This is a genomic window from Neobacillus niacini (assembly GCF_048572935.1).
Classification (GTDB): Bacteria; Bacillota; Bacilli; order Bacillales; family Cytobacillaceae; genus Neobacillus; species Neobacillus niacini.
The window spans coordinates 1,120,728-1,138,250 of sequence record NZ_CP183883.1 but is presented as its reverse complement, the minus strand read 5'-3'; the positions used below and the strand labels follow the sequence as shown (position 1 = coordinate 1,138,250).

The 17,523-nt window shown below is 41.2% G+C and carries 20 protein-coding genes; 5 read left to right on the top strand and 15 right to left on the bottom strand.

The window, feature by feature from the left end; all coding sequences use genetic code 11:
* Positions 1–112: 112 nt before the first annotated feature.
* Both ACN6MT_RS05435 and ACN6MT_RS05430 read right to left on the bottom strand, forming a co-directional pair.
* Complete coding sequence (locus ACN6MT_RS05435) at positions 113–421, bottom strand: hypothetical protein (RefSeq protein ID WP_419955028.1); 309 nt, start codon at positions 419–421, stop codon at positions 113–115.
* Between the two features lie 173 nt (positions 422–594).
* Positions 595–1,527 (bottom strand): magnesium transporter CorA family protein, encoded by a 933-nt coding sequence (locus ACN6MT_RS05430; protein WP_419955027.1) that lies wholly within the window; start codon positions 1,525–1,527, stop codon positions 595–597.
* 127 nt (positions 1,528–1,654) lie between these two features.
* On the opposite strand from ACN6MT_RS05430, the gene ACN6MT_RS05425 reads away from it, so the two are divergent.
* On the top strand, positions 1,655–1,924 hold the full coding sequence (locus ACN6MT_RS05425) for a hypothetical protein (RefSeq protein ID WP_419955026.1): 270 nt from the start codon (positions 1,655–1,657) through the stop codon (positions 1,922–1,924).
* Positions 1,925–2,298: 374 nt separating this feature from the next.
* On the opposite strand, the gene ACN6MT_RS05420 is transcribed toward ACN6MT_RS05425, so the two are convergent.
* The 4 genes from ACN6MT_RS05420 to gsiB all read right to left on the bottom strand — a co-directional run bounded on the left by ACN6MT_RS05420 (position 2,299) and on the right by gsiB (position 4,793).
* Entirely contained in the window at positions 2,299–2,781 is a 483-nt protein-coding gene (locus ACN6MT_RS05420; protein ID WP_419955025.1) for a TraR/DksA C4-type zinc finger protein, read from the bottom strand.
* Between the two features lie 76 nt (positions 2,782–2,857).
* Positions 2,858–4,009 (bottom strand): AI-2E family transporter, encoded by a 1,152-nt coding sequence (locus tag ACN6MT_RS05415; protein ID WP_419955024.1) that lies wholly within the window; start codon positions 4,007–4,009, stop codon positions 2,858–2,860.
* 153 nt (positions 4,010–4,162) lie between these two features.
* On the bottom strand, positions 4,163–4,312 hold the full coding sequence (locus ACN6MT_RS05410; protein WP_419955023.1) for a hypothetical protein: 150 nt from the start codon (positions 4,310–4,312) through the stop codon (positions 4,163–4,165).
* 94 nt (positions 4,313–4,406) lie between these two features.
* The gene (gsiB, locus tag ACN6MT_RS05405) at positions 4,407–4,793 is read right to left on the bottom strand and encodes a glucose starvation-inducible protein GsiB (protein ID WP_063255587.1); all 387 of its coding nucleotides are present in this window, start codon (positions 4,791–4,793) and stop codon (positions 4,407–4,409) included.
* A gap of 494 nt (positions 4,794–5,287) precedes the next feature.
* Between gsiB and ACN6MT_RS05400 the strand changes: the two genes are divergently transcribed.
* A complete protein-coding gene (locus tag ACN6MT_RS05400) occupies positions 5,288–6,010 on the top strand; it encodes a hypothetical protein (protein ID WP_419955022.1) in 723 nt (240 codons plus the stop codon).
* Positions 6,011–6,107: 97 nt separating this feature from the next.
* On the opposite strand, the gene ACN6MT_RS05395 is transcribed toward ACN6MT_RS05400, so the two are convergent.
* The 3 genes from ACN6MT_RS05395 to ACN6MT_RS05385 form a co-directional block, all read right to left on the bottom strand.
* Positions 6,108–7,409, bottom strand: coding sequence for a hemolysin family protein (locus tag ACN6MT_RS05395; RefSeq protein ID WP_419955021.1), 1,302 nt, complete (start codon positions 7,407–7,409; stop codon positions 6,108–6,110).
* Between the two features lie 404 nt (positions 7,410–7,813).
* Positions 7,814–9,319, bottom strand: a complete 1,506-nt coding sequence (locus ACN6MT_RS05390) for a mechanosensitive ion channel (RefSeq protein WP_419955020.1) — start codon at positions 9,317–9,319, stop codon at positions 7,814–7,816.
* Positions 9,320–9,392: 73 nt separating this feature from the next.
* The gene (locus tag ACN6MT_RS05385; RefSeq protein WP_169803758.1) at positions 9,393–9,554 is read right to left on the bottom strand and encodes a hypothetical protein; all 162 of its coding nucleotides are present in this window, start codon (positions 9,552–9,554) and stop codon (positions 9,393–9,395) included.
* A gap of 231 nt (positions 9,555–9,785) precedes the next feature.
* On the opposite strand from ACN6MT_RS05385, the gene ACN6MT_RS05380 reads away from it, so the two are divergent.
* The 3 genes from ACN6MT_RS05380 to ACN6MT_RS05370 are packed head-to-tail and all read left to right on the top strand — an operon-like array spanning position 9,786 to position 10,908.
* A complete protein-coding gene (locus ACN6MT_RS05380) occupies positions 9,786–10,034 on the top strand; it encodes a hypothetical protein (protein ID WP_063255615.1) in 249 nt (82 codons plus the stop codon).
* Positions 10,035–10,077: 43 nt separating this feature from the next.
* Entirely contained in the window at positions 10,078–10,248 is a 171-nt protein-coding gene (locus tag ACN6MT_RS05375; RefSeq protein WP_419955019.1) for a CsbD family protein, read from the top strand.
* Between the two features lie 60 nt (positions 10,249–10,308).
* Positions 10,309–10,908, top strand: a complete 600-nt coding sequence (locus ACN6MT_RS05370; protein ID WP_082799701.1) for a general stress protein — start codon at positions 10,309–10,311, stop codon at positions 10,906–10,908.
* A gap of 132 nt (positions 10,909–11,040) precedes the next feature.
* On the opposite strand, the gene nuoN is transcribed toward ACN6MT_RS05370, so the two are convergent.
* The 6 genes from nuoN to nuoI form a co-directional block, all read right to left on the bottom strand.
* Positions 11,041–12,558: an NADH-quinone oxidoreductase subunit NuoN gene (nuoN, locus tag ACN6MT_RS05365; RefSeq protein WP_419955018.1), complete on the bottom strand. Its 1,518-nt coding sequence runs from the start codon at positions 12,556–12,558 to the stop codon at positions 11,041–11,043.
* A 6-nt stretch (positions 12,559–12,564) separates the two neighbouring features.
* Positions 12,565–14,073: a complex I subunit 4 family protein gene (locus tag ACN6MT_RS05360; protein WP_419955017.1), complete on the bottom strand. Its 1,509-nt coding sequence runs from the start codon at positions 14,071–14,073 to the stop codon at positions 12,565–12,567.
* A gap of 1 nt (position 14,074) precedes the next feature.
* On the bottom strand, positions 14,075–15,937 hold the full coding sequence (gene nuoL, locus ACN6MT_RS05355; protein ID WP_419956381.1) for an NADH-quinone oxidoreductase subunit L: 1,863 nt from the start codon (positions 15,935–15,937) through the stop codon (positions 14,075–14,077).
* 159 nt (positions 15,938–16,096) lie between these two features.
* On the bottom strand, positions 16,097–16,411 hold the full coding sequence (gene nuoK, locus ACN6MT_RS05350) for an NADH-quinone oxidoreductase subunit NuoK (RefSeq protein WP_063255620.1): 315 nt from the start codon (positions 16,409–16,411) through the stop codon (positions 16,097–16,099).
* The gene (locus ACN6MT_RS05345; protein ID WP_063255621.1) at positions 16,408–16,926 is read right to left on the bottom strand and encodes an NADH-quinone oxidoreductase subunit J; all 519 of its coding nucleotides are present in this window, start codon (positions 16,924–16,926) and stop codon (positions 16,408–16,410) included. The genes nuoK and ACN6MT_RS05345 overlap by 4 nt, the downstream gene beginning before the upstream one ends.
* Positions 16,923–17,342: an NADH-quinone oxidoreductase subunit NuoI gene (nuoI, locus tag ACN6MT_RS05340; RefSeq protein ID WP_063255622.1), complete on the bottom strand. Its 420-nt coding sequence runs from the start codon at positions 17,340–17,342 to the stop codon at positions 16,923–16,925. The genes ACN6MT_RS05345 and nuoI overlap by 4 nt, the downstream gene beginning before the upstream one ends.
* Between the last annotated feature and the right edge of the window lie 181 nt (positions 17,343–17,523).

Genomic DNA, 17,523 nt, shown 5'->3' with positions numbered 1-17,523 from the left:
GCTTGCACTCTTTGTGCAAGCCTCTTTTATATAGTAAAGGCAGTGTATGATCGATTAAGAATCCGTAACGATTTTAATCGTTACTTTTATTTTGCGATTCTGTGGTTGATTCTCAAGTGCTTCGTTGAAATTCCTTATCGGCATTCTTGGAAATCGAATCCCCATACCTTTGCCTATCATTCTCTTGTTGGACATTTTCGCCACTTATAAAGGCTGGGTCTCCGCCTCTTTGCCCTTGCTGACGTGAAAGTTCTCTTAAATCTTCCACAATCTCATCGCCAGGGAACTCTTGTTTTTTCATAGAAGGATCTTCATCATCGTTATATCCCGTTCGGCCTTTTTCGTAAATGTCACGATTTACATTATCATCTTTACGTCTTAATGAACCCATTGCCGTGTCATCAACATAATTTTTTGCCATGATTGTTTCCTCCTTTTAACTTGTCAGATTGCTGTTTTTCATACCTATCGGTTTTACCGAACACGCAACCACATACTTCAACCACCCTCTTTCTACTCTAGCAATATTCATCAGGTTAGCGTCGTTGCTAACCTTGATAGTGTTATACCCCTTTGGACAAGGATCAAACCTTTTCAATGAAAAAAAGAACCTTTCTTTTTCCCTTTTAATAGATCTCCTGTCCAGCCCTTTGTTTTTAAGTATCCATAGAGCAGGGCGGTGGACAAGACGATTAATAGGATTGAAATGAGGTACCCATACTTCCACTCGAGCTCAGGCATATGTTTAAAATTCATCCCCCATAGTGCCCCAAATGCCATGATAGGAGTAAAGATGGTGGTCAGCACCGTTAGTGTTTTCATAATTTCATTTCCGCGATGGGAGGATATGACCTCTTCTAAATGGATCACCGAGTCTAACTCCTGCTCATACTCACGCAGTAACACCATGGCCCGGTCGATCCGTTTGCAGGTCCGGGTAAAAATTTCTCCGTCGTTGACGTTTGGAAAGTTTGTTTCATCTATCGCCATTTTCAGCTCATGAATGGGAATCAACAGATTATTACAAATCAACAGTTCATGACGCTGATGAAAGATATGCTCTAAAATCCGCATTTCATTCCTCTTTTTCACACCCCACATCAACTTATAGAGCGATTCTTCAAACTGGTCAATCTCGACCAGTAAGTCATTAACCAGTTCTCCCAGCAAAAATAAAAAGCCATCCACTGCATTCTCCGCTTTATTTAGCTGCCGCAGCATGACTTCTGAATCAAGTTGATTAAAAGAGGTAAATTCTAAATCAACCGTAAATAAAGTATTACTAGTTATATAGAAATGAAAAATCTCATGGTCTTCTTCCTCATCTACACTTTGTCTATAAATGAGCGACCCATTCACCACTTTTTCTCCATCAATCATTCCATGCACTTTTACACAATTGTTGTTATTTTTCCGAACACTCATTAACCATTTTGATAGCATGGTCTCCTTGTCCCATACCGTATTCAGCTCATTTTTATTTAATTGAACCCATTTCCATTGGTCAAAATTGAAATTTCTCTCCACACTTCTCCCTCCTCTCCAGGTCAACCCTTTGATTCCCTTAAAAAGAGTTAACCAAACGTAAAAAAATGTTTCATACAGAAATGAAACGGGTATGTAAAAAGCAAGTCCAAATTCTAAGGAGGTTTTCATGATGAATAAGGTCCTAAGTATGAGCTCACTGGTGGCAGTTGGAATTGGAGCGTCGGCCGTATGGCTATCAAACAAACCTAATCGAATTAAAGCTGAAAGTATGTTAAGAGACTTAAAAAACAAGGTAATACCGAACGTATACGCTAAAGCAGAGCAGCTTCCCATTGAAAAGGCCGGGAATCCGCACCCAAAGGATTTCCCCGATAACGATATGGTGAGCGAGGGAGCACAGTATGGGGTTCAATTTTACAATGAGAAAATTCAATAATTGAGCAGTGGTTGGGGGCTTAGCACCCCAACCCTTTTTTATTTTCTCTTCGAATTAAAAATGTCTTCCTTTCTCTCGAAAAGAAGACATCTTTTATGGCTGTGTTAATGGCTATGGTTGATATTATTAATTTTAAGAAACTAAATAAACGGAACAATTTCGCTTATTTAGTAATTACTATTAAAAATAGCCTAAATAAACGGAGAGAGTCCGCCTATTGACCTGAAATACGTGAAATCGGATAAGATTGCTTGGCTTAACCGGAAAACCTCCCCTTAAGAACCCCAAAACAACCACCTTTCTGCATTTAACCGGAAAGTCTCCGTTTATTTAAATTTCGCTCATTACTGGAGCGTAAACCACAGCCTTATTTATTATGAAGATGAGTTTCCATGCACGCTTATCAGTTCATCCACGACCTGAATTCGCTTATCTCCTCTTACATCGTCCTCCGGCGTTAAGAAGGACGGATCTTCCGGAATGCTTGCCTCATTCACATTCTCTTTCTCCAGCTCCTTTTGCGCTTCTACCGTTCGTTTGGCATACGGCAGGGCTTTAAGCCTTTCATAGGAAATGGGTTCTCCTGTATCGACACAAACGCCATACGTTCCTGTTTTAATCCGCTCCAAAGCCTCGTTCACTTCTTGCAGAAGATTGTTTGCTGTTTCATGTAAAACCCTTTGTTTTTCCCGTTCTTCTAATTGTGTGGCTGTATCTGCAAAATGATTATCATAGCTTGTTAATTCACCGTAATCCTCGAACGATAGAGGCTCATTGGCCTCTGCCATTTGAATGGTTTCTTCTTTCAGTTGTAATAACTTTTTCTCAAAATATGCTAACTCTTTTTTTGATAACATTTATTTTTCCTCCCTAACTTCTTTCGTGTTATTTACCCATTCATGTATAGACATGAAACTTTGTATCCACATCCAGTTAAAAAATGGCATCATTGTATGACTTCGTTTCATCGTTGTTTTCTCCCTTGATGATTTTTTCTTCTATTGATTTTTCTTTTCTTAGCTTCCATAACCGATAGGTATGATGGGCAATCACCTTTATAACCGCATACACAGGAACCGCGATAATTAACCCGAGAACCCCTCCAATTCGTCCTGCTGCCAGTAACAAGGATATGATCGTGAGCGGATGGATCTCTAACTTTTTTCCCATTACCTGGGGTGATATAATGTGTCCTTCAATCTGTTGGACGACAATCATAACCATGAGGACTTTTACCACCATCATCGGTGAATCAATCGACGCAATAATCACTGCAGGAATCGTCGCAAGAATCGGACCGATAAACGGGATCACATTGGTAAACATGGCAAAAATCGCGACAAGAAGGGAGTAGTCAAGGTCAATTAGCAAATAACCGATAAAAAGCATGACTCCTATACAAAAACTAACAAGGACTTGGCCTTGTATATAGGAACTGAGCGCTTCATCTAAATCTGCTAATATTTTTCGTCCATTTTTCTGCTGCTGAGCGGGCAATATACGAAGAATCTGCTGTGGCGCCTTTTCGCCTTCTTTTAACATGTAATAGAGAATAAACGGAACCGTTGTAAAGACGATTACAATACTTGCAAGTACCCCGATAATATTCATGAAATTTGTTCCAATCCTAGAGAGACTCGAAGAAACCGACTTTGTAATGGCTTCAGAAGCCTTTCCTACATCAACACTGTCGTTTTCCTGCAACTGATTGATCCATTTACTCTGCTCAAGCTCAGTTAATTTGTCCGGTATCGCCTCCATGAGTTGCGGCGTGCTATCGACGAAACTCTTCATTTGCTCTTTCAGAACGGGTCCGCCAAAATAGATTAATAAGGCGATTAACAGACCGAATAGTAAATAGATCAACAGGATCGAAAATGGTCTTGGAATATTTTTTAACTGCAGATAATTTACCAGCGGGCGAAACAAGTAATAAAGCACCCCGGCAAACAAGAAGGGGAAAAACAGTGTTTGGAAAAGTAAAAAGACAGGCTGGAAAATAAAATTAATTTTCATTGCAATAAAAATAAGTAAAAAAATAAGCAAAAGACCGTAACCAACTCGAAACGCCTTTGTTTGCAGCATGTTCCTCTCACCTCCTATCAGCAAAACCCTTTCCGAGTAAATACCCTTTCTTTACCGAAGCTAATCCCACATTTACAAAAATAGTTGATCACACAAAAAGACATGCGGAGCACCGCACGTCTTTTGATTTCCTCTAATCCTATTAGGAGTTGGTTATTTCTTATCAAGTGTAGGTGTGATGTTCAATTTTCCGAGAATACTTTTTACTTTCATTCTGTTTGGTTTATGAGCTAACCACTTTGCAACCGACACGCCCATTCCTAAAACCGTTAAAAGTCCTTTCATTGATAAAACTCGTTTCATCTAAAAGACCTCCTTTACATCGCATTTCAAGAAAAGAAGCTTGTACAAATTTGCACAAGCTTCTTTTTTATTTCAGTAAATCGGAGAAAACAAATTAGTCGTTATCACGTTGGTTACTACGCGCTTCTCCACCTTTTTGGCCAATCTCTTGATAAAATTCTTTATCATGGTTCTCTGAGGTGGCTTCTCCACCTTTGCGTCCAATTTCTTGATAGAATTCTTTATCATGATTTTCTGCGGTGGCTTCTCCACCCTTGCGCCCAATTTCTTGATAGAATTCTTTATCATGATTTTCTGCGGTGGCTTCTCCACCTTTTTGTCCAATTTCTTGATAAAACTCTTTATCATGGTTTTCTGCGGTGGCTTCTCCACCTTTGCGTCCAATTTCTTGGTAGAATTCCTTATCGTGGTTATTTGATGTTGCCTCTCCGCCTTTGCGTCCTGCTTCTTCCCTGCTCATTGTCTCATTATTTCTAGCCATTTTTGTGTCCTCCTTTAGATTTTTATATTTTTTCTTTTATCTCAAACTCTTCATTTTTTTACTTGGGATGCAGCCTCATTATTCGATCGTAAAAGTAAAAATGTGCTGGTTGTTCTCCATGGTTCACACTACTTTTGGTCAAATAAGAGGGATCCTCTCGATTGCATGGTGGTGTAGATTTCATCGTTTTAACACGCTCAGTCATTTTTTACCTCCCTTCGATCTGATTCGTACCTTAACACTTTCATCATTCAGGTTAACTTGTAACCTATGCTTATGTAGTACCACCTAATGACGGTTCTAAAACTCCCTTTTCTCCGTTTAATATTTTTGAAATACTTGTAATCTATTGAAATATCTTTTCAGAAGGTTATTTAATTAGAGGTTTAAGGGAACGCAAAACGGGTATTTAACTAGTTAAAAAGAAAATGCAGTGATGAAAAGGTTGGGGTCCTTCTAGCCCCAACCCATTTTTTGATTCCAGAGGTGAAAAAATGAATCTATTCTTCTTACTGATCTATTTCATCATCATTACAGCGGTCATCGAAATTTTTGTCATTCTATTTCGGCTGACGGATCTCAAATTGGAGGTTTCCAGGTTCCAAGTGATTTCGTTGATGACCGGTACAGGCTTTACGACGGGAGAGTCTGAGCTGATTTTAGGTCACCCGGTTCGCAGGAAACTAGCCACTTTTCTCATCCTGTTTGGGGCCTTCTCACTCGCTGTTATCATTTCATCAATTAGTACAATTTTATCTGATGATCTTCAAACGAAAGAAATCCTATATGCGGCGGGGGCTGTTCTGCTGGTTTTTGCCATTTTGAAGCTGAAGATTGTGCAAACCAAGTTAACCAAGTTATTTAAGCAAGACTTGAAACAAAACATTGAACTTGGTGATTTACCCATAAGAGATATCTTTATGTCCGAAAAACAAGACCAGCTGCTAAATCTTCATATCTATAAAGAATCTTCTCTCTTCCATAAACAAATCAATCAAGTGATACATGATTATGAACAGTTAGAGTTTGTTGTATTGTTTATCCTAAGAGGCGAATTAAAACTCAGAAAAAATATCTATCATACAAAAATACACGAAGGCGATCAGATTCTGATATTCGGAGAAAAAGATGTCATTTCTAAGCTATTTAAAAATGACATTCAAATCATGGAGGAAAAACTGAAGGATTCCCAGCATACACCGGTTAGCGAGCATTAATTATGACAATAAGGGCAGGCTCAACTTGTTGCTGCGCGACATAAAAAGGCACACGTTATTTAAAATGACGTGTGCCTTACGTTGTTTTTCCATTTGTTCAGCTAACAAATTTTTTAACATCTAAATATAAAATATGGTGGCCAACCGCCTCACGGACTTTGAACAGGTATCCATCAAATTTAACCTCTGTCCCGACATCAACATCAAAGTTTTGTGTTAGAAACCAGCCGCCGATCGTATCAATTCTTTCATCGGTTATATTTGTACCGAGTAAACTATTCACATCCTCAATTAACACTTTTCCATCCAATAAATAATGGTTATCTTTTATTTTTTGAATCTCTGCCACTTCATCTGCATCAAATTCATCTCTGACGTCACCAACAATTTCCTCAATAATATCCTCAACTGTCACTAACCCTGATGTTCCGCCGTATTCATCAACAAGGATAGCCATTTGAGTGCGTTCTTTTTGCATTCGCACCAATAAGTCATGGATGGGGATGGTTTCAATTGCTTTAATCACAGGTTTAATGAAGGGTCTTAGACTCACTTCTTCCTTATGATTTTTATCCATCATTTGGGCTGTTACCAATACTTTTACGTTAAGAAGTCCTATAATGTTGTCCTTGTCACCTTCAATGACAGGATACCGAGAATACTTTTCCATTCTTACCTTGTTTAAAACTTCTTCAATGGTATCCGTAATCGAAATCGAACTTATCTCCGTCCGGGGCACCATAATTTCTTTTGCGATTCTCTCATCAAATTCAAAAATATTGTTCACATAGGTTAATTCATTTTGATTGATTTCACCCCTCTTATAGCTTTCCGACAAAAGCAAACGGAGCTCTTCTTCTGAATGAGCTAATTCTTGTTCGGATTCCGGCTTTAAGCCAAAGATACCGACCAATAGCCTGGCAGAGCCGTTTAATGCCCAAATAAATGGCCGCATCACTTTGGTAAAGCCTATGATGGGAGCTGCAAATAGAAGCGCTACCGTCTCAGCTTTATGGATGGCAATCGTTTTGGGCGCTAACTCCCCGACTACGACATGGAGAAACGTAACGGAGGCGAAGGCAATGATAAAAGAGATTAGATGTGCAAGAGATTCATTTATATTTAATACTGTAAATAAGGGATGAATTATTTTTTCGACTGTTGGTTCTCCTAACCACCCCAGTCCGAGGGCCGTAACCGTTATGCCGAGTTGACATGCTGATAGGTATTCATCTAAATGATCTACCACTCTTTTCGCTGAAACCGCACCTTTTTTCCCTTCCGTAATCAATTGATCAATCCTAGATGGACGTACTTTCACAATCGCAAATTCTATCGCTACAAAAAAACCTGTTAATGCGATTAAAAGAGCAATTAATAGTAGATTTACAATGGTCATTGAATAGCCTTCCTCCCTTCGTATAAAATGGCTGTTTTTAAATTGGGCCTGTTGATTTCCACTCCACTAAGGAAAGCTTCCTTGAATAATCATCGCAGAGACAGGCGGTGTTTGCCTGTCACGAGGCACTTCGCGCACCTTAGGGCGTGCCGGGGAGCCTCCTCGGCGCTTAAGCGCCTGCGGGGTCTCCCCAGCCCCGTACTCCCGCAGGACATTGAATTTCTTCCTCGAATTTGCCCACGCACGAAGAAAATGCGATAGCATTTTCGAGGAGTCTTCGTGCCTTCCGCTCCAATCAACAGGGTGCAAAATCAACAGTTTGCTTTTACATAGCTTATAAAAATAACAATCCGAAATCATGTAGATCCGGATTGTTATTGTTTCGTTAAGCTTCAACGAATCTCTTATTCTATTATTTTGTTATCGATTTTATGGTCCAGCTTACGCAGGTATTTGGAAGCAAAGTCTTTTCCTCCAAGACCGAACGCAAGTCCAAAAGCTAATGCCAATCCGCCTAAAAGGAGAATAAATGCAGCATTGACGATGGAGTGTGCGACACCCAGTTGATCTAATGCCATAAAGATGGTAATCGAAAAGATGGCATATTTCGCAACAGCCGCAAGCGTTCTTGAATAGCTGTTCTTAAGAATATTTTGTAAGATACGCTGTACTAAGTTACCTAGGTATAAACCAATTCCTAAGATAATCAGCGCCGCAAACAACATCGGTAAGTACGAAATTACAGCCGTTCCAAGAACTACGAGGAACTCCAATTGAACGATTTGTAGTGCTTCAACAGCAAATAATAAAACAACGACAATTTTAGCCAGCATTCCAATAATCTGAGAAAGTGTGTAGGTTGATTGCTCGGGTTTAAGTGAACCGAGACCCATTTGGGTAAAGACATTATCAACCTTTAGGCGCCAAAGCATTTGTGTGACGATTTTCTCCACCCATTTACCAATCCAGATCCCCACTAAAATCAGAATAATGGCTACCGCAATGTTTGGAATAATCGAAACAACATCTTGCAGCATGGCGATGGCTGGATCAGAAATGCCTTTTAATTCAAGTTTTTCTAAGGCTGTAATAATGGTAGGGATTAAGATTAAGATAAACGCAATGTTTCCAATAATGCTAGAAAGGCTTATCGAATCTGTCGTTTTGACGATCCCGATGCGCTGACCTAGTTTTTCCGTACCAATACTACTTAAGAAGTTAGTTAAAATATCTCGAACTATTTTTGCAATCAGCCAGCCAACAAACACAATAAGGGCGGCCGCAAATAGCTTAGGTATGAAGGCTAGTAAGGTTGAAAGCGTATTTGCAAATGGCTCTGAAACCCCTTCAATATGTAGGGCTCCTAATACTCCAGGTAAAAATAGTAACAGGACAAAATAGAAGATTGCCTTTGCGATACCGTTTACCTTGTTCACCGCTTCACTTTGACTGATGGCGATCTTCCATTGAACCAAACGGCGTTCTAAATGAATGAGAGCAGCTCCCTTTTTAAATAGCATTCGAAGCAGCGAGGCAACACCCCATGCAAAAAGTAAAATGAGGGCAGCTTTTAAAACGTTGGGAATGGCTGCTGTAATCATCGAAAGCATTTCTACGAGCGGCGTCGCAATAAAGCTCAAGTTAAGCATATTAAAAAAGATAATCCAAACGACAACCAGTAAGATATAATAAACAATTTTTCCTATAATGACTTCAGATGAATACTTTCTTGAACCAACGTTTGCAAACAACTTATCATCAAATTTTGTTCTTCTTAAAAGGGCTTCCACGCTTTTACCAATGCTTTTAGCAATCAACCAGCCAACTAATAAAACTAGAAGGGCAAATAATAGATTTGGAAGCTGGTAAAAGTACGAGGACCATCCTGTCATCATTTCGTTTACATTCATTCTACCTATCTCCTTTTCTACTTTTTAAGATAAGAGTGAGAAGGAATCCCTTCCCATTCCTATCTCGCCGTATTTAGTTTGTTTCTGGATTTTTGTTTTCGGCTTCATCTTTGTGTTCTCCGTCACTTACACCGTTATCCTGGTCTACTCCATCTCCACAGCCTGTCAGAGCACCGAATGTTAATGCAAATACCATACCTGTCATCATTAATTTCTTTTTCAACGTTTTATCCATTGTTATTTCCTCCTTTAATTTGTCTAGTATGCATTTACCCTTTTGGTAAGTGACCTAAACATATTCTTTTAAGCTAGTCAGCTATTTACCGGTTAGCGGGAATTTTTTAAAAAAAGCTATTAATAGAAGGAAGACGGTTTCTTCGAGATTGACTGTTAAAAAAAGTTTCAGAATTTTTTTATTGGGAATATAAAAAGGGCAGAACAAAACACGACGAAGGGAGCTGTAAGTATGAAGAAAAGTTTACTAGTTGGTGGATTGGCTGTTTCTCTTACTCTTGCCGGGTTAACAGGTTGCGGTGACGGAGTCGACCAGGATAACGGGGCCAGTGATGGCCAACAGCAAGACGCAGTAGATAAAGACACAGAGCAAAATGCCAAAGATGCAGTAAATAAAGTGGAAAAAGAATTAAAACAAGCTCAAAAAGATGTAGAGAAAAAGATTGAGGATAATGGTGTTAGTGATGGTGTGAACCAATAATCATTGATGGGATTTTTTTAAAAAAACTAGGAGGCTGAATAAAATGAATAAAGATAAAATGAATGGATTAGTAGATAGTGTTAAAGGAAAAGCAAAAGAGGAATGGGGTAAATTGACGGATGATCGTTCCACTGAAACGGAAGGTAAAGTCGATCAAGCGAAAGGTAAAGTAAAAGAAGATGTCGGGATAGTAAAGGATAAATTATCACGATAGTGTGGGCTGTCTATCAAACTTTAAATCTCTCAAAACAGATGAAAGAGGAGGAACCCGAAAATGGAGAAGGTCGAAAAAAATGTTGTAGGTGTCTATGACTCTGAACAGGAAGCGATTGTTGCAATCGAGGAACTCGTCAAACAGGGATACGACAAACAAGATATCTGCGTTATTGGTAAAGATATCAAAAATGTGAATTATATTGCAGATGAAACTGGTACAGTTGCAGAAGAAAGTGCTGCTACAGGTGCGATAGCTGGCGGAACGCTCGGTGGCTTAACCGGTTTATTAGTAGGCGTAGGTGCGCTGGCCATCCCTGGGGTTGGCCCGATTATTGCAGCAGGTCCGATTGCTTCAAGTTTAATTGGTGCTGTAGCGGGTGCTGGTTTAGGTGGACTAACAGGAGCACTAATTGCTATAGGAATCCCAGACGATCAAGCTGAATACTACGGGAACTCTGTTAAAGAAGGCAAAATTTTAGTACTAACGAAAAATAGATTGCATAACCCGATAGAGGACAGGGACACGTTAGCACAAGCAAACAATAGCTCAATGGCTCAAGACTGGGATGAACTGAAGAGGCTTGGCAATGAAATGAAGAATGGTGAATCGAAGGAAGATTTGCATGAAAGAGATAAAGTCCGTGATCCCATACAATAATAGCTAAAAAAAACGGTCCCCTAGAAAGGACCGTTTTGCTTTTTAAGAAGAGGCCCCCATGCCTCTTCTTTTTACTTTATATGTTACCCCTATTGTTGACCTAGACCGGATTCTTCCCCCAAAGTTGCCGGTCTATTGTAGAAAGTCTGAGAATTGGTTGAAATTATTGTTCACGAAGTCGATAGCGATGTCTGGGAATACTCCAAACAACACAGACGCTGCGACGGTGACGACTAAGACAACCAAGATTCCTACTGGTATTTTCGTGAACTTGCTGTCATCCGCAGCCGGGCGGAAGAACATTTGCGTCATGATACCAAAGTAGTAGAAATACGAGACTACCGTTGTCGCAATCATAACAGACGCTAACACATAATGCGGTTCCTGTACCATAAAGGCACCGATAAAGATGTTCATCTTCCCGATGAAGCCTGCTGTTCCTGGGAAACCTGCCAGTGCTACCAACAAAATCCCCATTGCAACGGCCAATACCGGTGACCGGCGATACAATCCCGCAAAATCAGCGATCTTTGTGGAACCAGTCTTTGCCTCCACTAACTGGATGATGGCAAAAGCGCCCAGGTTCATGAACAAGTAAGCTAATAAATAGAACCAAACAGTGTAAAAGAAATTCGAGCTGAGTGACGTAAACGCAACCAGCACATACCCTGCATGCGCAATACTTGAGTACGCGAACATTCTTTTAATATTGCTTTGTTTGAGTGCAACGACGTTTCCGATGATCATCGTCGCACCGGCTACAACCGCGATATAGTCCTGCATGTTATAAAGAATTGGCATCGATCCAGGCCCTTCTGTAGCTGCTACACCAAATACAGAAATTAAAATCCTAGCAACAATAACGAAGCCTGCTGTTTTTGAAACAACGCTTAAAAAGGCTGTAACCGGTGTTGGTGCACCCTGATACACATCTGGTGCCCACATATGAAACGGAGCTGCCGCCAATTTAAAGCCTAACCCAACAAATATCATTAAGAATGCCAGACCTAGCAAATACGCATGCTGGGCGTCAGCCAATGCCTGAAGTGTGCCAGCAATTGCTAACAAGTTTGTTGTGCCTGTTAGTCCATATACATAGCTCATACCAAACAATGTAATTGCAGTAGCAATTGAACCGTTAATGACATATTTCATTGCCGACTCATTTGATTGCAAATTATTTTTACGAATACCTGCTAAGACATAAGAAGAAATCGATAACAACTCAAGACCGATAAATAATGTGATTAAGTCACCCGAGGATGTCATAATCATTCCGCCGAGTAAACCGGTTAGGAATAAATAATAAAATTCACCGCGATATTCTTCCATCCCCTCATCAGCCTTGTAGGAGATTGCTAAAAATAAGACAAGTGCTGCTCCTGCAAGCAGAAGGAGTTTAAATGCTTTTCCAAAAGAATCAAGACGGAAGGTATCGTCTAAAATCGAATCAGGTGCTGCACCCAGTAGTCCGACTAGGGAAACCATTGCCGCGAAAATCGCCGCAATTCCGATCCATCCGAGAATTCGGCGATCTTGCTTTTTCGGCATAAATAAATCTATTACTGTGAGAAGCGCTGCTACACCAACGATGATGAACTCTGGTGTCATGATGCTCCAATTAAATGATGTTAATTCCTCAAGACTCATCCTTCATCACCCTCCTAACCCTAGCATAATCGTTTCAAGTGTGGCTTGAAGCGGTGAGCTTAGAACGCTTGGTACTACTCCGATTAAAACGATTAAAGCAATTAGCACGACAACCGGTATAAATTCAACGCCCTTCAAATCGAGGACTCCTGTAAAGTCACGGTGTGATTGCCCGTACGTAATGCCGAGCACGGCACGTAATAAATAGACAGCAGTCATGATAATACCGATACAGCCGACAGCAGCAATCCAAGGCATTTCTTCAAATAGCCCTAAGAATGCCATGAATTCGCTGACGAATCCGGACATCCCAGGTAATCCAAGTGAAGCCAAGGCACCTGCAAGCAAGAAGCCAGAGGCAATCGGCATTCCTTTTGCCATTCCGCCAAGGTTTTCCATGAGTGATGTATCTGTGCGCTCATAGAAGGCTCCGACTAAGAAGAATAATAATGCTGAGATTAAACCGTGTGAAACGACTTGGAAAATCGCGCCTTGTACACCAGCTTCATTCAAGGCTGCTAACCCAATTAATACGATTCCCATGTGAGAAATCGAAGAGTAAGCCAAGACCATTTTAAAGTCTGTTTGAATAAACGCTAGGAACGCTCCATAGAGGAGATTGACCACTCCAAGGATAGCTAAGAGTACGGCAAGTGATTCAAACTGCTCTGGAAAAATGCCCATTCCAAAGCGAATTAACCCGTACGCACCGATTTTCAATAGAATACCAGAGTGAATCATAACAATCGATGGCGGCGCCTGCACGTGAACGCGAAGCATCCAGCTGTGTAGCGGGAAGATTGGCAGCTTGACGCCAAAAGCGACTAAGAGCGCAATCAATAAACCTAATTTTAATCCGCTCGTCATTGGAACGTTCGGATCGCTCACAATCTGTGTAAGCATATCAATATTGGTGGTTCCTGTTTTTGAAAATAGAATCATAATCACGATTAACAGTACGGCAGAGCCTAAACCGTTATAGATTAAGAAACTGTATGCTGCTTTTTCTTTTTCAAAATAACCCCATTTCCCAATTAAAAAGAAGGTTGGGATTAACGTAATTTCAAAGAATAAGAAAAATAGAACTAGGTTTTCAGCTGTAAAAACGCCAAGCATTCCGATTTCGAGCAGCAGGAATAGCATGAAGTAGCCTTTCCATTCTTTTTTAATATAAATGGAGGCAATCGCTGCAAGTGTTGCCACTACTGCCGTTAGTACGACTAAAAGCATCGTGAAGCCATCGACGCCTAGTTCATAGTTCACTTTCCAGAATCCTGCTTCGGCACCTTGAAGTCCGCCGAATGTAATCCAATCTTTAGCCACATCAAAATCGCTCAATTTCTTACCTGCTAAGTAGTGGAGATAAAGGCCAATGGCAATAACCAGTGCAGGCAGTGTTGCTAGGAAGCCAACGATTTTGATTGTTTTTTCTTCTGTTTTTGGCATGAAAGCCAACACGACGATACCGAGTAACGGGGAGAATACTAGTAATGATAGAACGAAAGAAAGATCCATTTTATAAGTACCCCCCTGTTAGCACGAAGATGACCGCAAGCAGTGCCAAGCCTACAAAGGCCACTGCTGCATAAGTTTGGGTTTGACCCGTTTGCAGCTTCGATCCGGCTGCTCCAAGGCCCTGAACAATCCCTGCCACACCCTTCATGATTCCTTCCACTAAGAAGACATCAATGAAGCGTAAGAAATAACTGATACCTTTTGTGACAGCCACTACTGACATTTGATAGAATTCGTCAATGTAGTATTTGTTGGTCAAAATGGTATGCAGCGTATCGCCGCTGCCTGACAGCCAGTTGCGTGCGACGGAACGCTTGTAGTAAATAAGGTAAGCAAGGTAGATACCTGCTAAGGAAACAACAGTTGCCGCAATCATAATCCAAATTGGACCTTCAACATGACCATGACCAAGTGCTTCGTTTCCATCAACTAGCCATTCACCAAGGTTATGGTTAAATGGTGTTTGCACATAACCAGCGATAATCGCCAAGACGCCAAGAAGAATCATTGGGTACGTCATGATCGATGGTGATTCGTGTACATTTTTCATTGGTGTCCGTGCTTCTCCGGTGAAAACCATGAAGAACAAGCGGAACATATAAAATGCGGTCATGAATGCCGCTGCAAGCGCGAGTAAGAACAGAACTGGATGTCCGCCTTCCCAGGCTGCAATTAAAATTTCATCTTTACTGAAGAATCCTGAAAATAATGGTACACCGCTGATAGCCAGTGTTCCGATTAAGAATAGCGGCGCGGTAAGCTTAAGCTTTTTCCAAAGACCGCCCATTTCTTCGATATTCTGTGTATGAACCGCATGAATGACGCTTCCGGCAGCTAAGAATAGCAACGCTTTGAAGAAAGCATGTGTCATTAGGTGGAATACACCGGCAACATAGCCTGCAGAGCCGAGCGCAAGCATCATATAACCGAGCTGGCTGACTGTTGAGTAGGCTAGAACACGTTTAATATCTGTTTGTACAAGACCGATGCTGGCTGCAAAGATGGCCGTAAATGCACCAATAATAGCAACCGTTAATAGTGCCGTTTCACTCGCTGCGAACAGCGGGAAAAGCGAAGCAACTAAGTAAACACCGGCAGCAACCATTGTCGCTGCGTGGATTAAAGCCGAAACTGGTGTCGGACCTTCCATTGCGTCCGGCAGCCATGTGTGTAATGGGAACTGACCAGATTTACCAACAGCTCCGATGAAGATTAAGATCGCTGTTAAGGTAATCATCGTGGTTGATACAGCGCCAGCTTCTACTGCGCGGAAGATCTCGCTGTACTCAAAGCTTTTTGTTTGCCAGAATAATAAAATCATCCCGGTTAAGAGACCAACGTCCCCGATACGGGTCATAATGAACGCCTTTTTTGCCGCAGCCTTCGCTTCTTCTTTGTAGAAATAGAATCCGATTAAGAGGAAGGAACCGACTCCGACGAGCTCCCAGAAAATATAAGTTTGCAACAGGTTTGGCGAGATAACAAGCCCAAGCATCGCAAACGTAAATAGTCCTAAATAGGCATAGAATACTGGAAACCGCTCATCCCCGTCCATATATCCTTTTGAATATGTATGTACCAGGAAGCTGACGAGCGAGACAATTACAAGCATTAATGCATTCAATTGATTCACTTCAAAGCCCGCTGTTAAAGAAATATCTCCTATTCTAAGCCACTCCGTTGAAGTTTTAAATGTTGGTTCACTGAAACGCTCGAACAACACCAACAACGAATACACAAGCGACGCCAAGGTAAGCAGAATACCCACGTACGCACTCGCACCCTTAAGCCGCTTACCAAATAGAAGAAGAATCAAAAACGATAATAGCGGGAAAAGCGGTATGATCCATGCATTTTCCATCATCATCACAATCCCCTTTTTAAAAATGGTGACAGGCACCGATCGTGGACAAATTCCACCAAGGGCTTACACCAATTATTACCAATTTGTCCACCTGAGACGGACAGTGTCTTTCTGCGGTGACAGGCACCGCAGTGTTGAAAAAAAATAATATCTGCCAAATTAGTTTTTCATTGTGTCCATATCGTCGATGTTGACGGTTTTGCGGTTGCGGTATAAGGCCATTAGAATGGCTAGACCGACTGCTGCTTCTGCAGCGGCAACGCAAATCGTAAACAGAGCGAAGATCTGGCCGGTGATGGATGGTGCTACACCGTATTTGCTGAAGGTTACTAGGTTAATATTAACGGCATTTAGCATTAATTCGATCGAGATGAGGACGATGACGGTGTTTCGTTTTGTCAATGCCCCGTATAATCCGATACAGAATAAAATCAGTGCGAGTGCCAGGAAAGCTGAAGCAGGAACTGAACTCATTCCTTGTCACCCTCCTTCTCGTCTTTCTTCGCGAGAATAATCGCTCCGACAAGTGCCACTAATAGTAAAACAGATGTTAATTCAAACGGGATGACCCATTTAGAATAAAGGGCTTCCCCTATTTTCATTGTATTGTCCACATGTAAGTCGGTTGGTACCTGTACCACGTTGAAATCATAGATTCCAATGTAGACAGCCGCTGCAAACCCGAGTATACCTAGAAATAATAGAACCTTTCTTCCTTTGCCTGTGGTTGTTTCCCCTTCATCATCATGCTTCGTTAACATGATCCCGAATAACATGATAATGGTGATCGCACCGGAATAAATCAGGATTTGAACCGCTGCAACAAATTCAGCTGACAGCAGCACGTAAATACCGGCAATGCTGACAAACGTAAAAATGAGGGCCACGACCATGTGCACGACTTTGGTAAGGTTCAATAACAGGACACCGCCAATAATGGCGACAAGGGCGAGGCCCATAAATGCGATAAACTCGCCTGATATTGTCATGGTTTATTCACCTGCCGTACGTTTTCGTCGTTCTCATCTAACCATTCAAGGTTTTTAAATAACATATCACGGCTGTATGACGCTAACTCAAAGTTATTGGTCATTACAATCGCTTCAGTCGGGCAAACCTCCGTACAAAGGTCACATAGGATACAAATCTCAAAATTGATATCATACGTATCAATGATTTTCCCTTTTTTCGTTGGATCCGGATGTTTCTTACCCGTTAAATTAATACATTCAGTCGGGCAAATGTTCATGCACTGATTACACACGATACACTTTTCCGGATAGAACTTTTGAATACCGCGGAAGCGGTCCGGAAGCGGAAGCGGCTCATCGGGATAATTATAGGTTACCTTTTCTTTTGTGAGCTGTTTTAGGGTATATTTCAAGCCTTTTGTAAATCCAAGCACGTTTTTCACCCCTTTTTCATTTTAAAAATTGCTTACTGGAATTGTTTTATGCTGTATTAATTAGGCCTGTTGATTTCCGCTCCGGGCACTTCGCTTTCCGCGGGCGTGCCGGGGAGCCTCCTCGGCGCTAAAGCGCCTGTGGGGTCTCCCCAGCCCCGTACTCCCGCAGGAGTCTTCGTGC